Consider the following 22,202-nt stretch of genomic DNA (forward strand, 5'->3'; position numbering starts at 1 on the left):
AGCGCCTGTTCTCCGGAGCCGTCTCTCGCGGATGCCGATCAGAGCGACTCGGTCGGAGGGGTCAGGGATCGCGCAGCGACCGGCGCAGCCGGCTTGTCCTTGACCCCTCCGGCCGAGTCGCTCAGGCATCAGACGCGAGAGACGGCTCCGGAGAACAGGCGCGGGGCATGTTCTTGGGTGAGTCAGGAGCCCGCCGGAGGCTCTCCCCCGCGAACCGCCCCCTCCCCACGCGCGAGGCAGCCAAGCCCGCCCGCAGGGCGCCTCCTCTTCGCCCCCCCTCCTTCGCGCGCCGGGTATGGCGCGCCGGCCGCGCAGCGGTTAAGGAGCCTCAAGACCCCGAGAGGAGACAGGCCGTGGCATCTTCCCCGCCCGCCCGGACCGTTCAGCCGCACCCCACGATCCGGCCCCAGCCCGGGATCCTGGACATCGCCGCCTATGTGGGCGGCGAGTCGAAGATCCCCGGGGCCAACCGGGTGATCAAGCTGAGCTCGAACGAGAACCCCTACGGCCCCTCGCCGCGGGTGAGCGAGGCCTTCGCCGCCGCCGGCGCCGCGCTCGCCGCCTATCCCGACGGCGGCCACGCCTCGCTGCGCCGGACCATCGCCGAGACGCACCGCCTCGACCCCGCGCGGATCCTGTGCGGCAACGGCTCGGACGAGTGCCTGGCCCTGCTCGCCCAGGCCTATGCCGGTCCGGGCGACGAAGTGATCCACACCGAACACGGCTTCGGTCTCTACAAGATCAACGCCCAGATGGTCGGCGCAACGCCCATCGAGGTCGGCGAGACCGACCTGACCACCGACGTGGACAAGATCCTGGCCGCCTGCACCGAACGCACGCGGCTGGTCTGCATCGCCAATCCCAACAACCCCACCGGCACCAAGCTGGGGCGCGCGGCGCTCGCGCGCCTGGCCGCGGGGCTGCCGCCCGCCGCCCTGCTGGTGCTCGACGGCGCCTATGCCGAATACGTGCGCGAGGCCGACTACGACGCCGGCGCCGAGCTGGTCGAGGCGCGCGACAACGTCGTGATGACGCGGACCTGGTCGAAGATCCACGGGCTTGCGGCCCTGCGGATCGGCTGGATGTACGGCCCCGACCACGTGATCGACGCGCTCAACCGCTTCCGCCCGCCCTTCAACCTCAACGCCGCCGCCCTGCTGGCCGGCGAGGCCGCGATGCGCGACGTCGAGCATGTCGAGCGCTGCGCCGTCCTCAACGAGGTCTGGCGCGACTGGCTGGTCAAGCGGCTGGCCGCGGCCGGCATCCCCTGCACGCCCACGCACGCCAATTTCGTGCTGGCGGGCTTCGGTTCGACCGCGCGGGCCGAGGCGGCCGACGCCTTCCTCAAGTCGCGCGGGCTGATCGTGCGGCGCACCGCCTCCTACGGCCTGCCCGACCGCCTGCGCATCACCATCGGGGACGAGACCGGCTGCCGGGCCGTCGCCGAGGCGCTGGAGGCGTTCATGGCCTCCGGGCGGGGCGAGGCATGAGCGTGCTCTACGACAGGGTCGCGCTGATCGGCCTCGGCCTGATCGGCGGCTCGTTCAGCCTGGCCGCGAAGCGCGCGGGCCTCGTGGGCCATGTCGCGGGCCACGCCCGCACGCAGGCGACGCGCCAGACCGCGCTCGATCTGGGCCTGTGCGACAGCGTCCACGCCACCGCCGCCGAGGCCGCGGCCGACGCCGACCTGGTGCTGCTGTGCGTGCCCATGGGCGCCATGGCGGCCGTGGCCGAGGAGATCGCCGCCGTCCTCAAGCCCGGCGCCACCGTCTCGGACGTCGGCTCGGTCAAGGGCCCGATCCTCGAGGCCGTGGCCCCCTTCATCCCGCAGGGCGTCCACCTGATCCCGGGTCATCCGCTCGCGGGAACCGAGCATTCGGGACCCGAGGCCGGCTTTGCCGAGCTGTTCGAGAATCGCTGGGTGATCCTGACCCCGGCCGAGGACAGCGACCCCGAGGCGGTGGCGCGCCTGGCCGAGTGCTGGACCGGCTGCGGCGCCCATGTCGACACCATGGACCCCGCCCACCACGACCTGGTGCTGGCGGTGACCTCGCACGTGCCCCACCTGATCGCCTACACGATGGTGGGCGTCGCCGACGACATGCGCCGGGTGACCCAGTCCGAGGTCATCAAGTATTCCGCCGCCGGGTTCCGCGATTTCACCCGCATCGCGGCCTCCGACCCGACCATGTGGCGCGACGTGTTCCTCAACAACAAGCAGGCGACGCTGGAGATTCTCGGCCGCTTCACCGAGGAGCTCTTCGCCCTGCAGCGCGCCATCCGCACCGAGGACGGCCCGCAGCTGTTCGACTACTTCACACGCACCCGCGCGGTGCGCCGCGGCATCGTCGAGGCGGGGCAGGACACCGCCGCGCCAGACTTCGGCCGCTCCGGCGGGACGAAGACGCGATGAGGGCGGCGGCCCGGAGCACCCTTTCCGGGCCGCTCCGCGCCGCCCTGGCGGCCCTGTCGCTGGTCTGCGCGTCGACCCCGGGCCTGGCCCAGGTCGCCCCTCCCGCCCGCCCGATGGCCGCGGCGCCGAGCGACGCGCCCCCGCCCGCGACCGCCTATGCCGACTCGGCGCCCGAGACCGCGCGGGCCCGCGACTCGGGCGAGAACCGCGGCGGCGCCTGGCCCGCCCCGCCGCCGCTGCGCCCCGACGCGCGCGTCGCAGCGGCCGCGCAGGCCCAGGCCTCGCCCTTCGACGCGCTGGCGCCCGAGGACCTGCCCGCCTCGAGCTTTGCGCCCTCCGGCCCCGCGTCTTCCGGCCCCGCGTCTTCTGGCCCCGCATCTTCCGACCCCGCGCTCTCGGGCCTCGCCCCCCCGCCGGCGCGCGGGTTCCCCGCGACCATGCTGTCCCGGCTGGAGGCCGCCGTGAACGGGCCCGAGGCCGCGGGCGAGGCCTCTGGGCTCGACGCCGTCGCCCCAGACCCGACCCTGCCCGACGCCCCCCCATCCCAACCCGCCTCCAGCAAACCGGCCGAGCCCCTGCCCGCGCCCAGTCTCGCGGCCGCCGCCGCCTCGGGGCTCGCCTCCGCCGCCTCGCCCGCCCCGCCGCGGCGCCCCGCCGCGCCGACCCGGGAGGCGAGCCGGGAGCCGAGCCGCGCGGTGGCCATCGCCCTGCCCGACCCGCGGTCGAGCGTGCGCCCCCCACGCGGCACGCCCTCCCCCGGACCCGGCGCCCGCGAGGAGACGGCCGGCGCCGCCCCCGGCGGCCTCTGCGGCGACCCGCGCCTGGCGGGCCGCGCGCAGGCGCCCATCGACGGCCCCGGCCGCTGCGGCATCGATGCGCCGGTCGAGCTGACCCATGTGCTCGGCATCGCCCTGACCCCGGCCGCGGTGATCAACTGCCGCACCGCCGGCATCTTCGCCAACTGGCTCGAGAAGGGCCCGATGCGCGAGGCGCCCCGCACGCTCGGCGCCAAGATCACCAAGGTCCGGGTCGCGGCCAGCTACGCCTGCCGCTCGCGCAACTCGCGCCCGGGCGCGCGGCTGTCGGAACATGCGCTGGGCAACGCCGTGGACGTGCGCGCCTTCCAGCTCTCGGACGGGCGCGAGATCTCGCCCCTGCGCAGCTGGGGCAAGGGCGAGGCCGGACGGTTCCTGAAAGCGGCCTGGAGCAGCGCCTGCGGTCCCTTCGGCACGGTGCTCGGCCCCGGCTCCGACGGCTACCACATGGATCACCTGCACTTCGACTCGGCCCGGCGCAGCCAGGCCTACTGCCGCTGACGCGAGGCGCCGACCGGTGGGGGGGCGCCCCTCCGCGATCAAGGCTCAAGGGCGGCCCGCCCGTCGTCGCGCGCCTGCGCCGCTCCCCACGCGAACCGCGCCCCTGTCCTCCGCCCCGACGCCAGCCGCCGCGGCCTCAGCCCCGCCGCGCCCCGCCCGCCTCGCCGCGGCGAGCGCACGGCCGGCAGCCGGCGCGCGCGACGCGCCGCGGCTTCCTCGCGCGACGGCAGGGCGCCCGGCAAGCAGGGGATCAGGGATCAGGGATCAGGGACCGGCGATCAGAACCGCGGCGCCTCGCCCAGCGGGATCGGGCCCAGGAACACGTTGCCGCCGGCAAAGCGCAGCGGCGCCTCGAGCCCCTTGCCGTCCGAGGTCAGGTTCGACATCAGCTGCAGCCCCGCCTTCAGCGCGCCGGCGAGATCGCCCGGCACCGCGCCGGCCGCCACCGCCGCCTCCAGCACCCGCTTCCAGTTCGAGACCTTCAGGTCGATCGTCCCCTCCGGCACGCCCGCCTCGTCCACCTCCAGCCGGCCCGAGGCCGCAATCGACAGCGGCCCCCAGGTCACCACCGAGGGGCGCAGCCACACTGTCTCCGGACGCAGGGAGCCCGCCTCGACCGCCAGCCGGTCGAGCGGGCGGCGGAACACCGCGGTGGCGACGATCTTCGCCTCCTCCACCCGCTCGGGCAGATCTCGCGCCAGCCGTTCGCCCAGCGCCGCGCGCCAGGCGTCGGGCGGCAGCAGCCCCTCGATGTCGAGCACCCCGTCATAGGCGTTCTCGCGCCCCCGCTCCTCCTCCGAAGCGCGGAGCGAGAGCTGGCCGTTCGCGATCCCCGCCTTCCAGCCAAGACCCGAGACCATCTCCAGGTCGTGCATCTCGAGGATGCCCTGGGTCAGCTCGAGCCGGGTGCCGGGCACGAACCGGGCCGAGGCGCGCAGCTGCCGCGCCTCGATCTCGACGGTCTCGCCGGGGACCGAGATCCGGTGCTTGCCCGGCCACTCGGCGATCACCCGGTGCGGCTGGTAGGAGAGCATGTAGGTCCGGAAGGTCGGCGCGGCCCAGGCCCAGCCGGCCTCGGGGTCCGACAGGCGCAGCCCCTCGGCGGTCATGTCGAAGCGGTTGGGATAGCCCGCGACCGAGACCTCGGCCTCCGCTTGCCAGCCCTCGGCCCGGCGCTCGGCAAGCCAGCCCTCGACCGCGTCCTGCTGGGCGGTGGAGCCGACGTGCCACCAGCCGCTCCAGGCGAGGATGGCCACAAGCAGCGCGCCCATGATGATGCCGAACCAGCGTCCCATTCGATCACCTCTTTCGCGCCCCGCCTTTCCGGCCGGGCCATGGCGGGGCATATAGCGGCCCCGGGGCGGGAGTGCGACCCGCAGGCGGCGGGCCCGCGGCGCCGGGCCCGAACACAGGATGCGGACAGGACGCGCGTAGGCCGCGCGACATCAGCCGGAGGAACGATGCTGGGACGGGACGAGACGGGCGCGCTGTGGGTCTTCGGTTACGGCTCGCTGATCTGGAACCCGGGGTTCGTCTTCGCCGAGCGGCGGGCGGCGCGGCTCGCGGGCTTCAGCCGGGCGTTCTGCCTGCGCTCGATCCGCTACCGGGGCACCCCGGCGGCCCCCGGACTGGTGCTGGCGCTGGCCGAGCGTGCGGGGGCCGAGTGCCGCGGCCTCGCCTACCGCGTCGCGCCCGACCACGCCGAGGCCGCCCACGCCTATCTGCGCGAGCGCGAGATGGTCACCGACAGTTACCTCGAGACGGTGCAGGAGCTCGAGGTCGAGGGTCTTGGCCCGATCCGGGCGCTCGCCTACGTGATCGACGAGACCCATCCCCAGTTCGCCGACCTCAGCCCCCGCGCCCAGGCCGAGATCATCGTCGCCGCGAGCGGTCCGGCAGGAACCAACCGCGACTATCTCCACAACACCGTCGCCCACCTGCGCGAGCTGGGCCTGCCCGACGCCGAGCTCGAAGCGCTGGACCTCGAGGTGCGGGCGCTGGCCGGCGAGCGCCAGGGCTGACGGCTGGCGGCTGAGGGGCCGCGGACGCGCGGGGACCGAGGGGCGGGGACCTGAGCGGCCAACCGGGCGCCCTGTCCCGGCCGGCGGACCCCGGCGCGGGGCGCCGCCGCTACTCCCGCGCCTCGGCGTCCGGCCCCGCCGCCTCCCCAGCCTCCGCCCCAGCCTCCTCCTCATCCAGCGCCGCGAGCCCGCGGTTCAGGGCGGCGAGCGCCGCGCGCCCGCGCGGGTTGGCGGGATGGGCCAGCGCCACCAGCGACAGCGGGCCGCCCAGCGCCTCCAGCCGGCGCAGGCCGGGACCGGCGGCGGGGGCGCCCTCGACGAACAGCGCGGCGGCCTCGGCCTCGCCCTCGCGCAGCAGGCGCAGGCAGTCGGCGGCCGAGGCCGGCGCCAGTCGCCGGGCCCGCGGCGGCGCAAGGCCCAACGCCGCGAGATCGCCGTCCGGGGCTCCCTCCGGCCGGCAGATCCGCTCGCCGGCCAGGTCCGCGGCGCCGCTCGTCTCCGCCCCGGCCGGCACGAACCAGGCGACCTCCGTGACCGCGAGCGGCGCGGAAAAATCATAGCGCGCGCAGAGCTCGGCCGAGCCCGCGTCCAGCCGCGCCAGCGCCGCGCAGTCGGGCGCGATCCAGGCGAAGGCCAGATCCGCCTCGCCCCCCGGCGCGATCTGCGCGCGCGCCGCCCCCGGGGCCGCCGAAATCTCGGTCTCGCGTCCCGCAGCGCCGCGCGCCAGCGCCGCCTGCAGCCGTGTCCGCGCCCGCTCGCCGGCCGGCATCGCCGAGGCGTCGCCCCCCCAGGCGAGCCGGATCGCCCCCGCCTCGGGATCGGGCGGCGTGGGGGGCGGGGAGGGCAGCGCCGTGGCGGCGTCGGGCCTCTCGGAGGGCAGATCGGGGTCCGCTTCGCCGCCCGGAGGCGTCGCGTCTTCCGGCGCCCCGGCGGAGCCCCCCTCCGACGCCCCGGTCCCGGCCTCGGACGGGGGCTCCCCGGGGGCGCCGGGCGGGCACGGCAGGCGCAGCGTCTGGCCGATCTCGATATGGTCGGGGCTCGACAGCCGGTCGCGGTTCGCCTCGAACACCGCCTGCGGGCTCGGCGAGCCGGGGGCGTCGCGGGCAATGCGGCTCAGGCTGTCGCCGGCCCTGACCAGATGCTCGCCGCAGGTCTGCGCGGCGGCCGGGCTCGCCGCGCAGACCAGCAGCCAGAGCGCCGGCGCCAGCGCCAGGGAGGCCGGCGCCCCGGCCGCGGCGCGAGGGCTCACGTCGCGATCCTAAGGGTGTCGTGGCCATGGAAGTGCCAGCGGTTCGAGCGTCGCGGCGCCTGCGCCAGGCGCAGGTCCGGCAGGCGGCGGAACAGCACCGCCAGCGCCGAGCGGATCTCCAGCCGCGCCAGCGGCGCGCCGACGCAGAAATGCAGCCCCGCGCCCAGCGAGACATGCCGCTCGGCCCCCGGCCGCAAGAGATCGGCGCGGGCGGGATCGGGGAAGGCGAGCGGGTCGCGGTTGGCCGCGGCCAGCAGCAGGCCCACCTCCTCGCCCAGCCGCAGGCGCAGGCCCGCGACCTCGACCTCGCCCAGCGCGTAGCGGGAGAACAGGTGCAGCGGCGGGTCCACGCGCAGGCACTCGTCGGCCGCGCGCTCTCCGCCCCGGCCCCCGAAGGCGGCGCGGTCGAGATCCCGCTCGACCACCAGCCGCACGGCGTTGCCGATGGCATGGACCGTGGCCTCGTGGCCGGCGTTCAGCAGCAGGATGCAGGTTGCGACCAGCTCGGGCTCGCTGAGGCGCCCGCCGCCCTCCGCGGCCGGGTCCTCGGCGGCGATCAGCGCGTCGATCAGCGCCTCGCCGGGGCGACGGCGGCGCTGGGCGATCAGCGCGCGCATGAAGGACGAGAACGCCTCGGTCGCCGCCACCGCCCGGTCCTCCTCGGCGCGGCCGCGGCCGGCCTGGTACATGCCCACCATGTCGTGCGACCAGGCCAGCATCTGCGGGCCGGCCTCGATCGGCGCGCCCAGCAGCTCGGCGATCACGGTCAGGGGGATCGGGGTGGCGAAGCCCTCCATCAGCTCGGCCTCGGAGGAGAAACCGTCGATCAGCTCCTCGGCCAGCCCCTCGATCCGCGGCCCGAGACCGGCCAGCGCGCGCGAGGTGAAGGCCCGGTTCACCAGCCGGCGCAGGCGGGTGTGGACGGGGGGCTCGCGCTCGAGCAGCGAGTGCGCCTCGAAGGCGTGGAACGGGGCCAGACGCTCGGGGATCGGCGCCCAGCCGAGCGCCTCGCGGGAGGCGAGGTGGGTGACCTCGCGCCCGAAGCGGCGGTCGCGCAGCACGGCCGAGACCTCCGCGTGGCCGCAGAGCACCGGCTTTCCCAGCTCCTCCCAGAACGCCACGGGGCCCAGCGCGCGCAGGCGTTCATAGGCCGGGTAGGGATCGGCCATGAAGACCGGGTCGGTGGGGGACTGTCGGAAGCGCGGCAGGTCGTCCGGCCTCATTTCGCTCTCGTGCTTGGGCGGCGGGAGGGCAAATTGCGATGGGCAGGCGGGCGAGGCAAGGGCGGGCGCGCGGCGATTGCGGGGCGGGCGGGCCCGCTCGGCCCCTCAGCAGCACCGGGGGGCGAGCGCCCGGCCCCGCGGGCGGCCCACCGCGGCGCTCCGCGTCGCGATCCAGCGGCCCAGCGCCCGGGCGGCCTCCTGAAAGGCGCGCGCCCGGGCGCGGCGGGCGCGAAAGGCGGCCTCGACATGGACGGCGGCGCCGGCGCGGGCGAAATCGAGCTCGGTCATCGGATCAACTCCATTTCAGGGAGGCAGGGCGGTTTCGCCCTTTCCTTCCCCAATATCGGGAGGGCATGCTCTGCGGACAAACGAGTTCTCTGGCCCCTTCAGTGAAACCCAGCTTGCCTGACAGCCGCCGCCTCCCGCCCCTCGACGCGCTGCGCGCCTTCGACGCCGCCGCCCGGCACATGAGCTTTGCGCGCGCCGCGGACGAGCTTCACGTGACCCCCGCCGCCCTCTCCTGGCGCATTCGCCAGCTCGAGACCGAGCTGGGCGTCCCCCTGTTCCGCCGCCTCAACCGCGCGGTGGAGCTGACCGAGGCCGGCCGCGCCCTGGTCCCCGGCCTCGCCCGCGGCTTCGAGGCGTTCCGCGAGGCCCACCGCGCCGTCGCCCGCCTGTCCGAAAGCCGTCCGCTGAGCCTGACGGCCGGCCCGGCGCTGACCTCCAAGTGGCTGGCCCCGCGGCTGTTCCGCTTTGCCGACCTGCACCCCGAGATCGAGCTGCGCTTCGTCGCCTCGCTGCGCACGCTGGACTTCGAGCGGGACGAGATCGACTGCGCCCTGCGCCTCTCGGCGCAGGCCGACCCGGCGCTGTTCTCGCGCGAGCTGTGGCGCGAGACGATGCTGCCCGTGTGCACGCCCGAGCGCGCGGCGCGGCTGCGAAACCCGGCCGACCTCGCGGGGCAGACGCTGCTGCACGACGACTCCATCGCGCGCATCCCCGGCGGGCCCGGCTGGCCCGAGTGGCTGCGCGCCGCGGGCCTGGACGCGCCCGGCGACCGGGGGCTGCGCTTCTCGACCTTCGATCACGCGGTCGACGCGGCGGTCGAGAATGCGGGCGTGCTGCTGGGGCGCACCTTCCTGTGCGCACGAGAGCTGGCGGCGGGCCGGCTGGTCGCCCCCTTCGGCCCGGTGCTGCCGCTGCCCGGCGCCTATCGCTTCGTCTGTCCGAAGGGGGCCGAGCGCACGCCGCGCATCGCCGCCCTGCTCGCCTGGCTCGAGGCCGAGGCCGAGGCGACGCGCGCCCAGCTCGCGCCGCTGGGTTTCGCGCCGACGGTCTGAGGGAGGGCGCCGGGTCGCCCGGGGCGGGCGAGGGCGGGCTAGGGCGGGCGGGGATGGGCGGGGTCGATCCGGGACCCGCGGGGGCGATTGTTTCAGGATCCAACCGTCGCCGCCGCAATCCCCAACACAGGCTCAGCATTGGGGCGCAATCGCCTCAATCGCGTCGAACCGCCGCCGCGTTCGGGGTCGAGGGTGGGAATCAAGGCGCGGGTTCCCAGAGCTGCGACCGGGAAAACGCCCCTCGGATCCGGCGTGTCGACGCGATTGCCCCCCCTCTGACCGTCGACCGCCGGATCCATCCCCCCTCTCCCTCGCGGGCTTGACCCCGACCGGCGCCCCCGGCAGACCGGGCCGGGTCGTCCGCCCGTCCGCGATGGAGCCCCCCAGATGAGCCCTCCCCGCCCCACGCGCCAGCCCGCGCGTTCGCGTCCTGTCCGCCCTCCCCGCGCCGGAGCGACGGGGTGAGCGCGCCGAGCGAGGGCGCCGCGCGCCTGCGGGCGACGGCGGTGGGCTCGGCGGCGGTGCTGCTGTGGGCGCTGCTGGCGCTGCTGACCGTGCGCTCGGGCCGGGTTCCGCCGTTCCAGCTGGTGGCGATGTGCCTCGGCGTCGGAGCGCTGGTGGGGGTGGTCTGGGCGAAGGCCGCCGGTCGCCCGGCGCTGGCCGCGCTGCGCCAGCCCTGGCCGGTGGCGGCGCTGGGGATCGGGGGGATCTTCGGCTACCACTTCTTCTACTTCACCGCCCTGCGCAACGCGCCCGCGGCCGAGGCCGGGCTGATCGCCTACCTCTGGCCGCTGCTGATCGTGCTGTTCTCGGGCCTGCTGCCGGGCGAGCGGCTGCGGGCGCTGCATCTGCTGGGCGCGCTGGCCGCGCTGGTCGGGGCGGGGCTGATCCTCGCCCCCGGCGGGCGGCTGGTCTTTGCGGGAGAACATGCGCTGGGCTTCGCCGCGGCGGGGCTGTGCTCGCTGCTGTGGTCGGGCTACTCGGTCCTGTCGCGGCTGGCGGGCAAGGCCCCGACCGAGGCGGTCACCGGCTTCTGCGCCGCGGGCGCCGTCCTCTCGGCGCTGGCGCACCTGGGCCTCGAGACCACGGTCTGGCCTGCGACGACGGACGAATGGCTGGCGGTGCTGGCGCTGGGCGCGGGGCCGCTGGGGCTCGCCTTCTATGTCTGGGACGTGGGGGTGAAGCGCGGCGACATCCAGCTGCTGGGGGTGGCGGCCTATGGCGCCCCCCTACTCTCGACGCTGGCGCTGGCGGCGGCGGGCGAGGCGGCGCTGACGCCCGGCCTGGCGTTGTCGGCTGCGCTCATCGCCGGCGGCGCGGGGCTCGCCGCGCTCGGCTCCGCCCGCAGCCGACGTCCCGGGCCGGTCGATCCGGCGGGCTGAGCGCCATCCGCGCGCGCCCTGTCCGCATCAAGCCCTGCCGCCCTCAACAAGGCGGGGCGCAGGCCCCCCGGCCGCGCCCCTGCCCGGAGCTCTCGCCCCCTCCCGGGGGCTGGCTCCGCCGACCCTTCAGGGGGTCAGTGGATCGCGGGACTGAGCCGCACGATCTCCTCTTTCAACTTCAGCTTTTCGCGCTTCAAGCGGGACAGTTCCAGGTCGTTCATGGCCGGGCGGCGCTGCTCCTCTTCGATCGTGCGGGCGAGACTCTCGTGTTTCCTGCGCAGCTCGGTGATGTGGCCGGCGAGGTTCATGGACGTCCTCCTAGCAGATCATGCGGTGCCTATGAGAGTGGCGCCGACAGCCCGAGTCGTCATCAAAAATACACGGGCTTGTGACGGAAAATTCGCCAGGGTTGAGAACACATGAATGTTAACGGCGCCTGATGCGCAATTTTGTTGCGCATCAGGGCAATATTATTTCAAAAATTCGCCCGCAGGCGGATCACCGCCTCGGCAGCGCACGCTCCGCGATCCGCGTCCAGTAGTGGACGCCCAGCGGGCTGATCTCGTCGTTGAAGTCGTACATCGGGTGGTGCAGGGGCGCGGTGTCGCCGTTGCCGATGAAGATGAACGAGGCCGGCACCACCTGCCCGAAGAAGGCGAAATCCTCGCCCCCCAGCACCGCGGTCGCCTGCGCGTCGACGGCGCCCTCGCCGCAGACCTCGCGCATCACCTCGACCGAGAACTTCGTCAGCTCCGGGTCGTTCCAGGTCACCGGGTAGGCGTCGAGGCCCAGCTCCGCCTCGACCGTGCAGCCCATCGCGGCCGAGATCATCTCGCACTGCCGGCGCATCTCCTCGATCAGCTGGCCGGCCAGCGCCTGGTCGAGCACGCGGACCGTGCCCCACAGCTCCGCCTCGGGCGGCAGCACGTTGTAGGCCGAACCTGCCGAGAACCTGGTGATCGAGATCACCGCGGGGTTCATCGGATCGCGCCGGCGCGAGACGATGGACTGGAACGCCGTGACCAGCTGCGCGCCCGCCACGATCACGTCGTCGGCCAGATGCGGCATCGCCGCGTGCCCGCCCCGCCCCTTGATCGCGATCTTGAAGCGGTCGGCATAGGCCAGCGCCGCGCCGGGCGTGGTGCCCATGGTCCCGGTCGGAGAGCCGGGGTGGTTGTGCATCCCGAAGGCCGCGCGCACCGGCCACCGCTCGAGCAGCCCGTCCTCGATCATCGCCTTGGCGCCGCCGCCGCCCTCCTCTGCGGGCTGGAACACGAAGACCAGGGTGCCCGAGAAGTTGCGCGTCTCGGCCAGATGTTTCGCCGCGCCCAGCAGCATCGTGGTGTGGCCGTCATGCCCGCAGGCGTGCATCTTGCCCGGCGTCTTCGAGGCGTGGGGCGCGCCGGTCTGCTCGAGGATCGGCAGCGCGTCCATGTCGGCGCGCAGCAGGACGCGGTCGTCCTTGCCGCTCGCCGGCCCGTCGGCGCCGTGCAGGATGCCCACCACGCCGGTCCTGCCCAGACCCTCGACCACCTCGTCGAAGCTCCAGGACCGCAGCTTGGCGGCGACCACGCCGGCGGTGCGGACTTCCTCGTAGTTCAGCTCGGGGTGTTCGTGCAGGTCGCGCCGCCACTCCGTCATCTCGGCCTGCATCGAGGCGATGGAGTTCGGGATCGGCTTGGTCATGGGTATCCCCCGAAAGGTCGAGCGCGGGCGGGGCCGCGGTGTGGTCGCATCGGGGTCGCAGACTGGCACGCGCCGCGCGGGCGCGGAAGCGCGCAGCGGTCGCAAGCCGACTTCCGTGCGCGTCACGTTGCGTCACGGGAGGGCGCCCCCCGCCGCTCAGCCCCGCGGCGGCAGCGCGCGCTCGACCAGCCGGGTCCACCAGGCGACGCCGTGGGGGGCGGCGGCGTCGTCGAAGTCGAAGGCGGGGTGGTGGAGGGGGGCCGAGCCGCCGTTGCCGATGAAGGCGAAGCACGACGGGACCGCCTGCGCGAACCAGGCGAAGTCCTCGCCCCCCATCTCGGCGGGCATCTGCGGGTCGACCGCCTCCGCCCCGGCCGTCTCGCGCATCACCGAGACGGCGAAGGCGGTGACCTCGGGATCGTTGACGAGCGCAGGATCCGCGTCGAGGCCCAGCTCCGCCTCGAGGCCAAGGCCATGGGCGGCGGCGACGCCCTCGGCCATGGCGCGAATCCCCTCGATCATCGGCGCGACGAGGGCGGGGTCGAGGGCCCGCAGCGTGCCCCACAGCTCGGCGGTCTGGGGGATGACGTTGTCGGTGGTCCCGGCCTCGAGGCGGGTGACCGAGATCAGGGCGGGGTTCATCGGGTCCCGCCGGCGGGCGACCAGCGCCTGCAGGCCGGCGACCAGCTGGGCCGCGGCCACGATCGGGTCGTCGGCCAGATGCGGTCGCGCGGCATGGCCGCCGCGCCCGCGCAGGGTGATGCGGAAGCGGTCGGAATAGGCCAGCATCGGCCCCGGCCGGGTGCCCATCGCCCCGACAGGCATCCCCGGAAGGGTGTGCAGCCCGAAGGCCGCGCGCACTGGCCAGCGCGTCAGCAGCCCGTCGTCGATCATCGCCTTGGCGCCGCGGTCGCCCTCCTCGGCCGGCTGGAAGACCAGCACGGCCGTGCCGGAGAAGGCGCGCGTCTCGGCCAGCCGCTTTGCCGCGCCCAGCAGCATGGCGGTGTGGCCGTCGTGGCCGCAGCCGTGGAAGGCGCCCCCGCGGGTCGAGGCGTGGGGCAGGCCCGTCGCCTCCTGCATCGGCAGGGCGTCCATGTCGGCGCGCAGCAGGATCCGCTCGCCCGCGCCCTTCGCCGGCCCGTCGGCGCCATGGATCACCCCGACGACGCCGCTCCGCCCGAGGCCCTCGACGACCTCGTCGAGCCCCCAGGCCCGCAGCTTTGCCGCCACCAGGGCGGCGGTTCGGGGCAGGTCGAAGCCGACCTCGGGGTGGGCGTGCAGGTCGCGCCGCCACGCGGTCAGCTCGGGCTGCATGGCGGCGACGGCGTTGGGAACGGGAAGAGGCATCGACGGGTCCGGTCTGCGGCCCGGGGCGCGAGGGCGCGGGGCTCGTCCCGGTTGCACCCTGCCCGCCGGGCGGGGTCAAGCCCGGCGCGCGTCGGGACCGGCTCCGGCCCTCAGATATGCGGGGTCAGCGCCAGGGGCTCTGCGTCGCGCAGCACGGCGCGGGCGGCCTGCGAGAAATCCTCCCGGTCCGCCTCGTGCCGGGCGCCGGCGTGCAGCACGAGCGGCGCGAGCAGAGCCAGCGGTCCCCTCGCCCCCTTGCGCGCGGTCACGATTACCCGGCGGGCGCTGCGGCCCTCGCGCGCGGCCAGCGGCAGGATCCGCACGTCCCCCGCCCGCCCGTCGAGCGCCACCAGGATCCGCCCCAGCGCCTCGGCCCGATGGATCGCGGCCAGCCGCCCCCCGGGGCGCAGGCGACGCAGGGCGGCCTCGATCCACGCGGTCACCGGCGCCGCCTCGACCCGCGCGCAGGAGCGGCCGGCGTCCCCCGGCGCAGGCGCGCCGGGCGGATACCAGGGCGGGTTGGTCAGCACATGGTCGAAGTCGAGCGCCTTCAGCGAGACCGGCGGCCGGGCCATGTCCCCCTCATGCACCCGCAGCGCGACGCCGGCCTCGGCGGCGTTGCGACGGGCGAGCGCGGCATAGGGCGGCTGCAGCTCCAGCCCGTGCAGCTCAAGTCCCGGGATGCGGGCGGCGAGGCAAAGGGCGGCGGCCCCGGCGCCGCAGCCCAGATCCAGCGCCCGCTCGCCGGGGCGCGCGGGACAGGCCGCGGCCAGCAGCACCGGGTCGGTGGCGGCGCGATAGCCGCGGCGCGGCTGGCGCAGCATCACCCGCCCGCCGAGCAGGGCGTCGCGGGTCAGCTCGGCCTCGGCGAAGGCCTCGGCGGGCAGCGGAGCGCCGTCCTGCGGACCGCCCCCGAGCCTCACCCGCGACGCTCCGGGGTCAGCTCGGCGCCGAGGTCGTTGTCGCGCAGCACCGCGCGGGCCAGGAAGGCCTGGTCGCGCGCCACCATCAGGCGCTGCGGCAGTACGCCCAGACTGCCCTCGAGGACGCTCGTGTGGACGTCGAATACGAAGCAGTCTATATCCTCGCCGCGAAGCAGGGCCGTGGCGAAGGCGATCGTGGCGGGGTTGGTGGTGCGCATCAGCTCGATCATGTCCGCAGGGTTACCCGCACCGGCCCCGCCCGTCGAGACGCGGGCGCGCCGACCCGACACCCCGCGCGGCCGCTTCGGCGTGACGCGCGCCTCGAACGGACCCGATGCCGCCCGTGACCGCGCCCTCCGCCTCCTCCGCCGCCGTCCCGCAGCCCGCCCGCGACGCTTCGCAGGACGCGTTCCAGCGCCTGATGGGCCTCGTTGCCGACGATCTGGAGGCGGTCAACCGTCTGATCGCCGAGCGCATGGCCTCCGAACATGCGCCGCGCATCCCCGAGGTCACCCGCCATCTGGTCGAGGCCGGCGGCAAGCGCCTGCGCCCGATCCTGACGCTGGCCGCGGCCCGCCTGGCCGGCTATGACGGACACGATCACGTGAAGCTGGCCGCGACCGTGGAGTTCATCCACACCGCCACCCTGCTGCATGACGACGTGGTCGACGAAAGCGCCCAGCGCCGCGGCCGCCCCACCGCCAACCTTCTGTGGGACAACAAGTCCTCGGTGCTGGTGGGCGACTACCTGTTCGCCCGCAGCTTCCAGCTGATGACCGAGGCCGAGAACCTGCGCGTGCTCGCGATCCTGGCCAACGCCTCGGCGGTGATCGCCGAGGGCGAGGTGCTGCAGCTCGCCACCGCCAACGATCTGGGCACCGGCGAGGCCGCCTACCTGCAGATGATCCACGGCAAGACCGCCGCGCTGTTCGCCGCCGCGACCGAGGTCGGCGGGGTGATCGCCGCCGCGCCCGAGGCGCAGGTGCAGGCGCTCAAGTCCTACGGCACGGCGCTCGGCATGGCCTTCCAGATCGTCGACGACGTGCTCGACTACGGCGGCGCCTCGGCGAGTCTGGGCAAGAACACCGGCGACGATTTCCGCGAGGGCAAGGTCACCCTGCCCGTGCTGCTGGCGGTCGAGGCCGCCCCGGACGAGGCCGCCCGCGCCTTCTGGAAGCGGGTGATCGAGAAGCGCGACCAGACCGAGGGCGACCTCGCCCACGCGATGGAGCTGATGACCGCCGCGAACGCCCTGACCGGCGCCGAGACCCGCGCCCGCGCCTATGCGGCCCAGGCCCGCGAGGCGCTGGCCGTGTTCCCCGACTCCGACCTGCGCGCCGCGCTCGAGGGGGTGGTGGAGTTCGTGGTCGCCCGCCTGAACTGACCCGCCGCCCGAGGCGGACGCGGCGGCCCCTGCGCCGCCTCGCGTCCCGCGGCGCAGATCTCGCGGCTCGCGGCGCAGATCCCGCCCGGCCGCGCCGCCCCTCCCGGCGGACCTCTCGTCCCCAAACTTGCGTCAACCCTTTGACTTGCCGGCCGGCCGGCGGTTGAGTGCAGGCGACGCCGCGCGACCGCGGCGCCGACGCGGCGGGCCGGGACCCGCGGGAGACGGAGCCTCGACCCCTATGGATGCGACACCAGGCAGCGCCCCCATGCTCGGCCGGCCCTGCGCGACATGAGCGGGACGCAGCGCCGCGCCCGCGCCGCGCCCACGGTCAGCCGGATCACCCTGCCGGTGCTGCTGGCCTCGGTGGTGGTGGTGACCATCGACATCTCGATGACCTCCACCGCCCTGCCCGCCATCGCCCAGGGGCTGGGCGTGGCGCCGGCCACCACGATCTGGATCGTCAATATCTACTACCTCGCCGTGGTCGCGGCCCTGCTGCCGACCGCGGCGATGGGCGAGATCTTCGGGCACGAGCGGGTGTTCACGATCGGCCTCGCGATCTTCGCCGCCGGCGCGCTGATCGCGGGGCTGGCCGAGTCGCTCGAGACGCTGATCGCGGGGCGCGCGGTGCTGGGCATCGGCTCGGCCGCCACCTCGGCCACCACGCCCGCGCTGATCCGGGCGCTGTATCCGCCCGACAAGATGGGCCGGGGCCTGGGGCTCTATGCGATGATCGTGGGGGTCTCGATCACCGCGGGGCCGACGGCGACCTCGGCGATCCTCTCGGTGGCGGACTGGCCGTGGCTGTTCCTGCAGGCGGCGGTCTCGGCCTGCGTGGCGACGCTGGTCTGCTGGCGGACCCTGCCCCAGACCGAGCGCAGTCCGCGCGCCTTCGACGGCGTCGCGGCGGGCCTGTGCGCGGCGATGTTCTCGTGCCTGCTGTTCGCCATCGCGGGCGCCGCGCACCTGGGCGCGGGGCCGGCGCTGGCGGCGCTCGGGGCCGCCGCGGTCCTGGCCGTGGCCCTGCGCCGGCGCGAGGCGAACGAGCCGACGCCCCTGCTCGCCGCCGACCTGTTCCGCGCGCCCCTCTTCGCCTTGTCCTCGGCGACGGCCATCGTCGCCTTCTCGGTGCAGGGCCTGTCGTTCGTGGCCATGCCGTTCCTGCTGCACTACGAGCTGGGCTTCAGCCAGGTGCAGACCGGTCTGCTGATCATTCCCTGGCCGGCCTCGCTGGTGGTGATGTCGATCGTGGCTCCGCGCCTGTCCGAGCGGATCGCCCCCGGCATCCTGGGCGGCTTCGGCCTTGTGGTGCTGGCCCTGGGCCTCGCCCTGCTGGCCACGATCCCGCCCGAGGCCGGCCCGGTCGAGATCGGCTGGCGGCTGGTGATCTGCGGCGTGGGCTTCGGCTTCTTCCAGTCGCCCAACATGCTGGCGATCATGTCCTCGGCCCCGCGCGAGCGCAGCGGGGGCGCAGGCGGCATCCTCGCCACCTCGCGCCTGCTCGGCCAGTCGGTGGGCGCGGCGGGTGTGGCGCTGTGCATCTCGGTCTCGCCCGAGCGGGGGGTGCATGTCGCCCTGTGGCTGGGCGTCGCCGCGGCGCTGCTGGGAAGCTGCGTCAGCCTCGCGCGCCTGGCGCCGGCGGTGCGCCGCGCCGGCCGCCCGCCGGGATGAGAGACGCCCCGCCCGCCTGAGCGGCGGACGGGCTGTGCGGCGGACGGGGCGCGAAGGCTTTCAGCCCCTCGGGCGCGAGGCCCGCTCAGTCCTTCAGCCAGACGTCCATCCAGGGCGCCAGCGGCCCGAACGCGCCCTCGGGCGGGTTCTGCACGCGGTCGTTCCAGACCGAGGTCGTGTAGTCCTGCGGCATCCAGATGAAGACCACGTCCTCGATCGCCTTCGCCTGGATGTCGGCGTAGATCGCCTTGCGCGCCGCCTCGTCCATCTCGATGGCGGCCGCGTCCAGCATCTCGTCCATCTTCGGATCGCAGTATCCCTGCGTGTTCGCCCAGATCACGTTGCGGATGTTGTCGCAGTCGAAGTGGCGGTGCATGCCGATCACCGGGTCGGGATAGTTGAAGGACCCGTTCATCGTCGCCTGATACCCGAACGAGCCGATCTTCTGCGCCCAGGAGGCGAAGTCCGCCGAGGGCCGCAGCGTCACCGCGATGTCCAGCTTGCCCATCTGGCTCTTGATGTACTCGGCCATCGGGCGGTGCGCCTGCGGCGCCCAGGTCGGCACGTCGAGCTCGAAGGCGAAGCGGGTTCCGTCCTCGCCCACCGGGTATCCGGCCGCGTCGAGCATCCTGGCGGCCAGCTCCAGGTCCGGCGCATAGCCCGGCAGGTCGCCCGCATGGAACGGGTTGCCGGTGTGCAGCGGCCCCTCGCCGGGCGTGGCCCGGCCGCGGAAGATCACCTTCGAGAGGAACTCGGTGTCGATGGCATGCGCCAGCGCCTCGCGGACCGCGCGGTCCGAGAACGGCTTCTCCCGCAGGTTCATCTCCAGATAGTGCACATAGCCGATGGCGCCGTAGCCCTCGGTCGTGACGGTCAGGTGATCCTCGTCCTCCAGCCGGTCGGCGGCCTGGGGGGTGAGGCCTGCGAAGCCCGCCAGATCGATCTCCCCGTTCTCGAGCATCAGGCTTCGGGCCAGCGGATCGGGGATCCGCGGCATCACGATCCGCTCGAGATACGGTTTGCCCTCGAGGAAGAAGTCCTCGTTGCGCACCAGCACCAGCCCCCGCTCGAGGTCGTTCGATTCGACCTTGAAGGGGCCCGAGCCGACCACGTCCTCCATGTTGCGCGGATGCGAGCGCAGCTCCTGCCCGTCGCCGTAGACGTGCTTGGGCAGGATCGGCAGCAGCAGCGGCTGCAACGACAGGAGCAGGCCCGGCACCGGCTGCGCGAGGCGGATCACCACGGTCTGCGGGTCGGGCGTCTCGACCGTCTCGACCTGGCCGAACATCGCGCCGCCGAAGGGGTGGTTCGCCTTCACCGTCTCGAGCGAGAAGGCCACGTCCTCGGCCTCGATCGGCTCTCCGTCATGGAAGGTGGCGCCGGGGACCAGGTGGAAGGTGTAGGTCAGCGCATCGTCGGAAACCTCCCAGCTTTCCGCGAGATAGGGGGCGACGCTGTAGTCCGCCCCCACCAGCGCCAGCCCCGCGAAGATCTGGCTGCCGGGCACCCCGGTCGCCGCCCCCGACTGCACGCCCGGGTTCAGGGTGCGGTAGCCGGAGGTGAAGGTGTTCAGCTCCCCCCCGCGCACCGGCTCCTGCGCGGCGGCGGGCGCCGCGGCGAGCAGCGCCAGCGCCGCGCAGGAGGCCGCCCACGGGCGGACGAGACGGGCGCCGCGCATCGGCGGCCGGGTCAGGCGGATCGGTCGGGTCATCGTGACGGTTCCCTGTCGGTTGGCTCCAGCCCTCCGGTCCTGCGGAACGCAAGCGGGGGCGGCTGCTGAAAAGCGTTGCGGTGAATCTGAAATTGCGCAAGACTTTTTTCAGATGAGCGAAACGAACCCGGACGCGCTTCGAAAATGACCAAAGACCGCGGCGACCGACCACCCAGCGAGGCCCCCTCTCCCAGCCGTCCGGCTCAGCCGGAGGCCCCCTCACGTCGCCGCCCGGCCCAGCCGGAGGCCGCGGCCGTCACCGCCACCGCCACGGCCGAGCCGATCCCCGACGCCCGCGCCCCCATCGGCCAGCAGATCCGCGAGCTTCGCCGCGCCCGCGGCCTGAAGCTGGCGGATCTGGCGGCGGCGACCGGCCGCTCGATCGGCAATCTCTCGGAGATGGAGCGGGGCAAGAGCCCGATCACCATCCAGTCGCTGGACGGCATCGCGCGGGCGCTGGACGTCTCGTTGAACTGGTTCTTCACCGGCACGGCCGTCGCCCCGCCCGAGGAGCGCGACGTGGTGGTCCGCCGCGGCGCGCGGCGCGAGCTGAACCTCGCCCAGGCCGGCGCGCGGGAGGAGCTGCTCTCCCCCCATCTCGCCGGCACGCTGGAGATGATCCTGACCACCTTCGCCCCCGGCGCCCACACCGGCGACGCTCCTCGCCGCCGGCGGGGGGAGGAAGGCGGCATGGTCCTTTCGGGTCGTCTGGAACTCCACGCCGACGGTCGCGTCCATCTGCTGGAGGAGGGCGACAGCTTCCAGCTTCCCGGCGCCGGAGAGCACTGGTGCCGCAACCCCGGCGAGCGCGACGCGGTGGTGATGTGGATCATCGCCCCCGCCGACTACTGACCCCCGGAGGGCCCCATGTCCCAGATCCCCAGCTCCGAGATCACCGTCTTCACCGCCCGCCGGATCCGCACGATGACCCCCTCGGCCCCCGTGGCGAGCGCGGTGGCGGTCCGCGACGGCCGCATCCTCGAGGCCGGCACGCTCGACACGCTGCGCCCCTGGCTCGACGCCCATCCCCACCGCATCGACGACCGCTTCCGCGACCACGTCCTGACGCCGGGCTTCATCGACCCCCACCTGCACCCCACGCTCGGCGCCCTGCTGCTGCCCTGCCCCTTCATCACCGCGATGGAGTGGCGCCTGCCCGACCGCACCTGCGCCGCCGTGCGCGGCCGCGACGACTACCTCGCGCGGCTGGCCGAAATCGACGCCGGGATGGAGGGGACCGAACCGCTGGTCACCTGGGGCTACCACCGCATCTGGCACGGCGAGATCGGGCGCGAGGCGCTGAACGCCATCTCCGGGACCCGCCCCATCGTCCTGTGGCAGCGCAGCTTCCACGAGGTCGTGGCCAACGACGCCGCCATCGACTGGATGGGCCTCGACCGCGCGGATCTCGCGCGGTACGCCCAGGTCGACCTCGCCGCCGGCCGCTTCTTCGAGACCGGCCTCGCGCTGGCGATGAAGGGCATGGGACCGTTCCTGCACGCCCCGCAGCGCTTCATCGGCGGGCTCGAGCAGGTAAAGCGCGCCATCCACCTCGGCGGCCACACCACCATCGGCGAACTTGCCTACCCGCTCGCCGACGACGCGGCCGAGTGGGGGGCGGTGCAGGCGGTGTTCGGCGGGGCCGACGTCCCCTTCCGCATGCAGTTCGTCCCCCGCGGCGCCGGCCGCGGAACCTGGTCCTCGGCCGCCCCCGAGCAGGAGCTGGAGCGCGTGAACGCCTTTGCCGCCCGCTCCACCGACAAGCTGATCTTCGGGAACGGCGTGAAGCTGTTCGCCGACGGCGGTTTCTTCGCCGAGCTGATGCAGATGCAGGACCCCGGCTTCATCGACGGCCACCATGGCGAGTGGATGATGGCGCCGGAGTCCATCGAGGCCCTCGCCCGCGTGTTCTGGAACGCCGGCAAGCGCATCCACATCCACTGCACCGGCGATCTCGGCGTCGAGCTCGCCCTCGACATCCTCGAAAAACTGCAGTGGGAGCGTCCCCGCTTCGACCACCGCTTCACCATCGAGCACTTCGGCGTCTCGACGCCCGAGCAGGCCCGCCGGATCAAGACCCTGGGCGCGCTGGTTTCGGCCAACGTCTACTACGTGCACGAGCTGGGCGAGGCCTACTGGCGCGCCTCCATCGGGCATGAGCGCGCCTCCCAGATGGCGCGCCTCGGCTCGCTGGCGCGCGAGGGCGTGCCCTTTGCGCTGCATTCGGACTTCACCATGGCCCCCGCCCTGCCCCTCAACAGCGCCTGGGTCGCGGTCAACCGCATCGGCGAGAGCGGGGCGGTGATCGGCGAAGGCGAGCGGATCTCGCTCGACGCCGCGATGCGCGCGATCACCATTGACGCGGCCTATGTGCTGGGGATGGAAAACGAGGTCGGCTCGATCCGCGCCGGCAAGAAGGCCGATTTCACGGTGCTCGAGCAGGACCCGTGGGAGGTCGATCCGACGGCGCTGCGCGACATCCCGATCTGGGGCACGGTCTTCGAGGGCCGCCCCTTCCCGCTCGCCGGCTGAG

20 protein-coding genes are annotated in these 22,202 nt (G+C 74.3%); 10 read left to right on the forward strand and 10 right to left on the reverse strand.

The genetic code is table 11. The features are described 5' to 3' along the window. Nucleotides 1–353: 353 nt before the first annotated feature. From AAC134_RS05855 to AAC134_RS05865, 3 genes are read left to right on the forward strand one after another with little or no spacing between them, the layout of a single operon-like run. Entirely contained in the window at nucleotides 354–1,490 is a 1,137-nt protein-coding gene (locus AAC134_RS05855; RefSeq protein WP_339948128.1) for a histidinol-phosphate transaminase, read from the forward strand. Further along, nucleotides 1,487–2,413 (forward strand): prephenate/arogenate dehydrogenase family protein, encoded by a 927-nt coding sequence (locus tag AAC134_RS05860; protein WP_339948129.1) that lies wholly within the window; start codon nucleotides 1,487–1,489, stop codon nucleotides 2,411–2,413. The genes AAC134_RS05855 and AAC134_RS05860 overlap by 4 nt, the downstream gene beginning before the upstream one ends. Next, nucleotides 2,410–3,729, forward strand: a complete 1,320-nt coding sequence (locus tag AAC134_RS05865) for an extensin family protein (RefSeq protein WP_339948130.1) — start codon at nucleotides 2,410–2,412, stop codon at nucleotides 3,727–3,729. Before AAC134_RS05860 ends, AAC134_RS05865 begins: the two co-directional genes overlap by 4 nt. A 278-nt stretch (nucleotides 3,730–4,007) precedes the next feature. Here AAC134_RS05865 and AAC134_RS05870 read toward each other — a convergent pair whose 3' ends face one another. After that, a complete protein-coding gene (locus tag AAC134_RS05870) occupies nucleotides 4,008–5,024 on the reverse strand; it encodes a DUF2125 domain-containing protein (RefSeq protein ID WP_339948131.1) in 1,017 nt (338 codons plus the stop codon). Between the two features lie 165 nt (nucleotides 5,025–5,189). On the opposite strand from AAC134_RS05870, the gene AAC134_RS05875 reads away from it, so the two are divergent. After that, the gene (locus AAC134_RS05875; RefSeq protein WP_339948132.1) at nucleotides 5,190–5,750 is read left to right on the forward strand and encodes a gamma-glutamylcyclotransferase; all 561 of its coding nucleotides are present in this window, start codon (nucleotides 5,190–5,192) and stop codon (nucleotides 5,748–5,750) included. 109 nt (nucleotides 5,751–5,859) lie between these two features. Here the strand turns inward: AAC134_RS05875 and AAC134_RS05880 are convergent, their stop codons facing one another. The 3 genes from AAC134_RS05880 to AAC134_RS05890 all read right to left on the reverse strand — a co-directional run bounded on the left by AAC134_RS05880 (nucleotide 5,860) and on the right by AAC134_RS05890 (nucleotide 8,510). Further along, nucleotides 5,860–6,999, reverse strand: coding sequence for a LysM peptidoglycan-binding domain-containing protein (locus AAC134_RS05880; protein ID WP_339948133.1), 1,140 nt, complete (start codon nucleotides 6,997–6,999; stop codon nucleotides 5,860–5,862). After that, nucleotides 6,996–8,222 carry a cytochrome P450 gene (locus AAC134_RS05885; protein ID WP_339948134.1) on the reverse strand — a complete coding sequence of 409 codons (1,227 nt, stop codon included), beginning with the start codon at nucleotides 8,220–8,222 and terminating at the stop codon, nucleotides 6,996–6,998. The genes AAC134_RS05880 and AAC134_RS05885 overlap by 4 nt, the downstream gene beginning before the upstream one ends. Nucleotides 8,223–8,327: 105 nt before the next feature. Next, nucleotides 8,328–8,510, reverse strand: a complete 183-nt coding sequence (locus AAC134_RS05890; RefSeq protein ID WP_339948135.1) for a hypothetical protein — start codon at nucleotides 8,508–8,510, stop codon at nucleotides 8,328–8,330. A 113-nt stretch (nucleotides 8,511–8,623) separates the two neighbouring features. Between AAC134_RS05890 and gcvA the strand changes: the two genes are divergently transcribed. Further along, a complete protein-coding gene (gcvA, locus tag AAC134_RS05895) occupies nucleotides 8,624–9,562 on the forward strand; it encodes a transcriptional regulator GcvA (RefSeq protein ID WP_339948136.1) in 939 nt (312 codons plus the stop codon). A gap of 461 nt (nucleotides 9,563–10,023) precedes the next feature. Then, nucleotides 10,024–10,944, forward strand: a complete 921-nt coding sequence (locus tag AAC134_RS05900) for a DMT family transporter (RefSeq protein WP_339948137.1) — start codon at nucleotides 10,024–10,026, stop codon at nucleotides 10,942–10,944. 134 nt (nucleotides 10,945–11,078) lie between these two features. On the opposite strand, the gene AAC134_RS05905 is transcribed toward AAC134_RS05900, so the two are convergent. The 5 genes from AAC134_RS05905 to AAC134_RS05925 all read right to left on the reverse strand — a co-directional run bounded on the left by AAC134_RS05905 (nucleotide 11,079) and on the right by AAC134_RS05925 (nucleotide 15,130). Beyond that, nucleotides 11,079–11,252: a DUF465 domain-containing protein gene (locus AAC134_RS05905; protein ID WP_339948138.1), complete on the reverse strand. Its 174-nt coding sequence runs from the start codon at nucleotides 11,250–11,252 to the stop codon at nucleotides 11,079–11,081. A 190-nt stretch (nucleotides 11,253–11,442) separates the two neighbouring features. Further along, nucleotides 11,443–12,630 carry a M20 aminoacylase family protein gene (locus tag AAC134_RS05910; RefSeq protein WP_339948139.1) on the reverse strand — a complete coding sequence of 396 codons (1,188 nt, stop codon included), beginning with the start codon at nucleotides 12,628–12,630 and terminating at the stop codon, nucleotides 11,443–11,445. A gap of 156 nt (nucleotides 12,631–12,786) precedes the next feature. Next, a complete protein-coding gene (locus AAC134_RS05915) occupies nucleotides 12,787–13,977 on the reverse strand; it encodes a M20 aminoacylase family protein (RefSeq protein ID WP_339948140.1) in 1,191 nt (396 codons plus the stop codon). A 110-nt stretch (nucleotides 13,978–14,087) separates the two neighbouring features. Further along, entirely contained in the window at nucleotides 14,088–14,801 is a 714-nt protein-coding gene (locus tag AAC134_RS05920) for a methyltransferase (protein ID WP_339948219.1), read from the reverse strand. Between the two features lie 95 nt (nucleotides 14,802–14,896). Continuing rightward, complete coding sequence (locus AAC134_RS05925; protein ID WP_339948141.1) at nucleotides 14,897–15,130, reverse strand: DUF2007 domain-containing protein; 234 nt, start codon at nucleotides 15,128–15,130, stop codon at nucleotides 14,897–14,899. Nucleotides 15,131–15,321: 191 nt separating this feature from the next. Between AAC134_RS05925 and AAC134_RS05930 the strand changes: the two genes are divergently transcribed. Beyond that, nucleotides 15,322–16,284, forward strand: a complete 963-nt coding sequence (locus tag AAC134_RS05930; protein WP_339948220.1) for a polyprenyl synthetase family protein — start codon at nucleotides 15,322–15,324, stop codon at nucleotides 16,282–16,284. A gap of 291 nt (nucleotides 16,285–16,575) precedes the next feature. Continuing rightward, nucleotides 16,576–17,958 (forward strand): MFS transporter, encoded by a 1,383-nt coding sequence (locus AAC134_RS05935; protein WP_339948142.1) that lies wholly within the window; start codon nucleotides 16,576–16,578, stop codon nucleotides 17,956–17,958. A gap of 85 nt (nucleotides 17,959–18,043) precedes the next feature. Here AAC134_RS05935 and AAC134_RS05940 read toward each other — a convergent pair whose 3' ends face one another. Next, nucleotides 18,044–19,669 carry an ABC transporter substrate-binding protein gene (locus tag AAC134_RS05940; protein ID WP_339948143.1) on the reverse strand — a complete coding sequence of 542 codons (1,626 nt, stop codon included), beginning with the start codon at nucleotides 19,667–19,669 and terminating at the stop codon, nucleotides 18,044–18,046. 144 nt (nucleotides 19,670–19,813) lie between these two features. On the opposite strand from AAC134_RS05940, the gene AAC134_RS05945 reads away from it, so the two are divergent. Together AAC134_RS05945 and AAC134_RS05950 are read left to right on the forward strand one after the other, a co-directional pair. Continuing rightward, nucleotides 19,814–20,521 carry a cupin domain-containing protein gene (locus AAC134_RS05945; protein WP_339948144.1) on the forward strand — a complete coding sequence of 236 codons (708 nt, stop codon included), beginning with the start codon at nucleotides 19,814–19,816 and terminating at the stop codon, nucleotides 20,519–20,521. A 15-nt stretch (nucleotides 20,522–20,536) separates the two neighbouring features. Then, complete coding sequence (locus AAC134_RS05950; RefSeq protein WP_339948145.1) at nucleotides 20,537–22,201, forward strand: amidohydrolase; 1,665 nt, start codon at nucleotides 20,537–20,539, stop codon at nucleotides 22,199–22,201. Nucleotide 22,202: the final 1 nt, after the last annotated feature.

This window comes from uncultured Albimonas sp., from assembly GCF_963977235.1.
Lineage (GTDB): Bacteria > Pseudomonadota > Alphaproteobacteria > Rhodobacterales > Rhodobacteraceae > Albimonas.

Coding starts and splice junctions, on each gene's coding strand:
- AAC134_RS05950 (WP_339948145.1), top strand. CDS start 20,537: ATGTCCCAGATCCCCAGCTCCGAGATCACCGTCTTCACCGCCCGCCGG.
- AAC134_RS05890 (WP_339948135.1), bottom strand. CDS start 8,510: ATGACCGAGCTCGATTTCGCCCGCGCCGGCGCCGCCGTCCATGTCGAG.
- AAC134_RS05920 (WP_339948219.1), bottom strand. CDS start 14,801: ATGCTGCGCCAGCCGCGCCGCGGCTATCGCGCCGCCACCGACCCGGTG.
- AAC134_RS05940 (WP_339948143.1), bottom strand. CDS start 19,669: ATGACCCGACCGATCCGCCTGACCCGGCCGCCGATGCGCGGCGCCCGT.
- AAC134_RS05870 (WP_339948131.1), bottom strand. CDS start 5,024: ATGGGACGCTGGTTCGGCATCATCATGGGCGCGCTGCTTGTGGCCATC.
- AAC134_RS05925 (WP_339948141.1), bottom strand. CDS start 15,130: ATGATCGAGCTGATGCGCACCACCAACCCCGCCACGATCGCCTTCGCC.
- AAC134_RS05875 (WP_339948132.1), top strand. CDS start 5,190: ATGCTGGGACGGGACGAGACGGGCGCGCTGTGGGTCTTCGGTTACGGC.
- AAC134_RS05885 (WP_339948134.1), bottom strand. CDS start 8,222: ATGAGGCCGGACGACCTGCCGCGCTTCCGACAGTCCCCCACCGACCCG.
- AAC134_RS05865 (WP_339948130.1), top strand. CDS start 2,410: ATGAGGGCGGCGGCCCGGAGCACCCTTTCCGGGCCGCTCCGCGCCGCC.
- AAC134_RS05910 (WP_339948139.1), bottom strand. CDS start 12,630: ATGACCAAGCCGATCCCGAACTCCATCGCCTCGATGCAGGCCGAGATG.
- AAC134_RS05945 (WP_339948144.1), top strand. CDS start 19,814: ATGACCAAAGACCGCGGCGACCGACCACCCAGCGAGGCCCCCTCTCCC.
- AAC134_RS05935 (WP_339948142.1), top strand. CDS start 16,576: ATGAGCGGGACGCAGCGCCGCGCCCGCGCCGCGCCCACGGTCAGCCGG.
- AAC134_RS05860 (WP_339948129.1), top strand. CDS start 1,487: ATGAGCGTGCTCTACGACAGGGTCGCGCTGATCGGCCTCGGCCTGATC.
- AAC134_RS05930 (WP_339948220.1), top strand. CDS start 15,322: ATGGGCCTCGTTGCCGACGATCTGGAGGCGGTCAACCGTCTGATCGCC.
- AAC134_RS05915 (WP_339948140.1), bottom strand. CDS start 13,977: ATGCCTCTTCCCGTTCCCAACGCCGTCGCCGCCATGCAGCCCGAGCTG.
- AAC134_RS05905 (WP_339948138.1), bottom strand. CDS start 11,252: ATGAACCTCGCCGGCCACATCACCGAGCTGCGCAGGAAACACGAGAGT.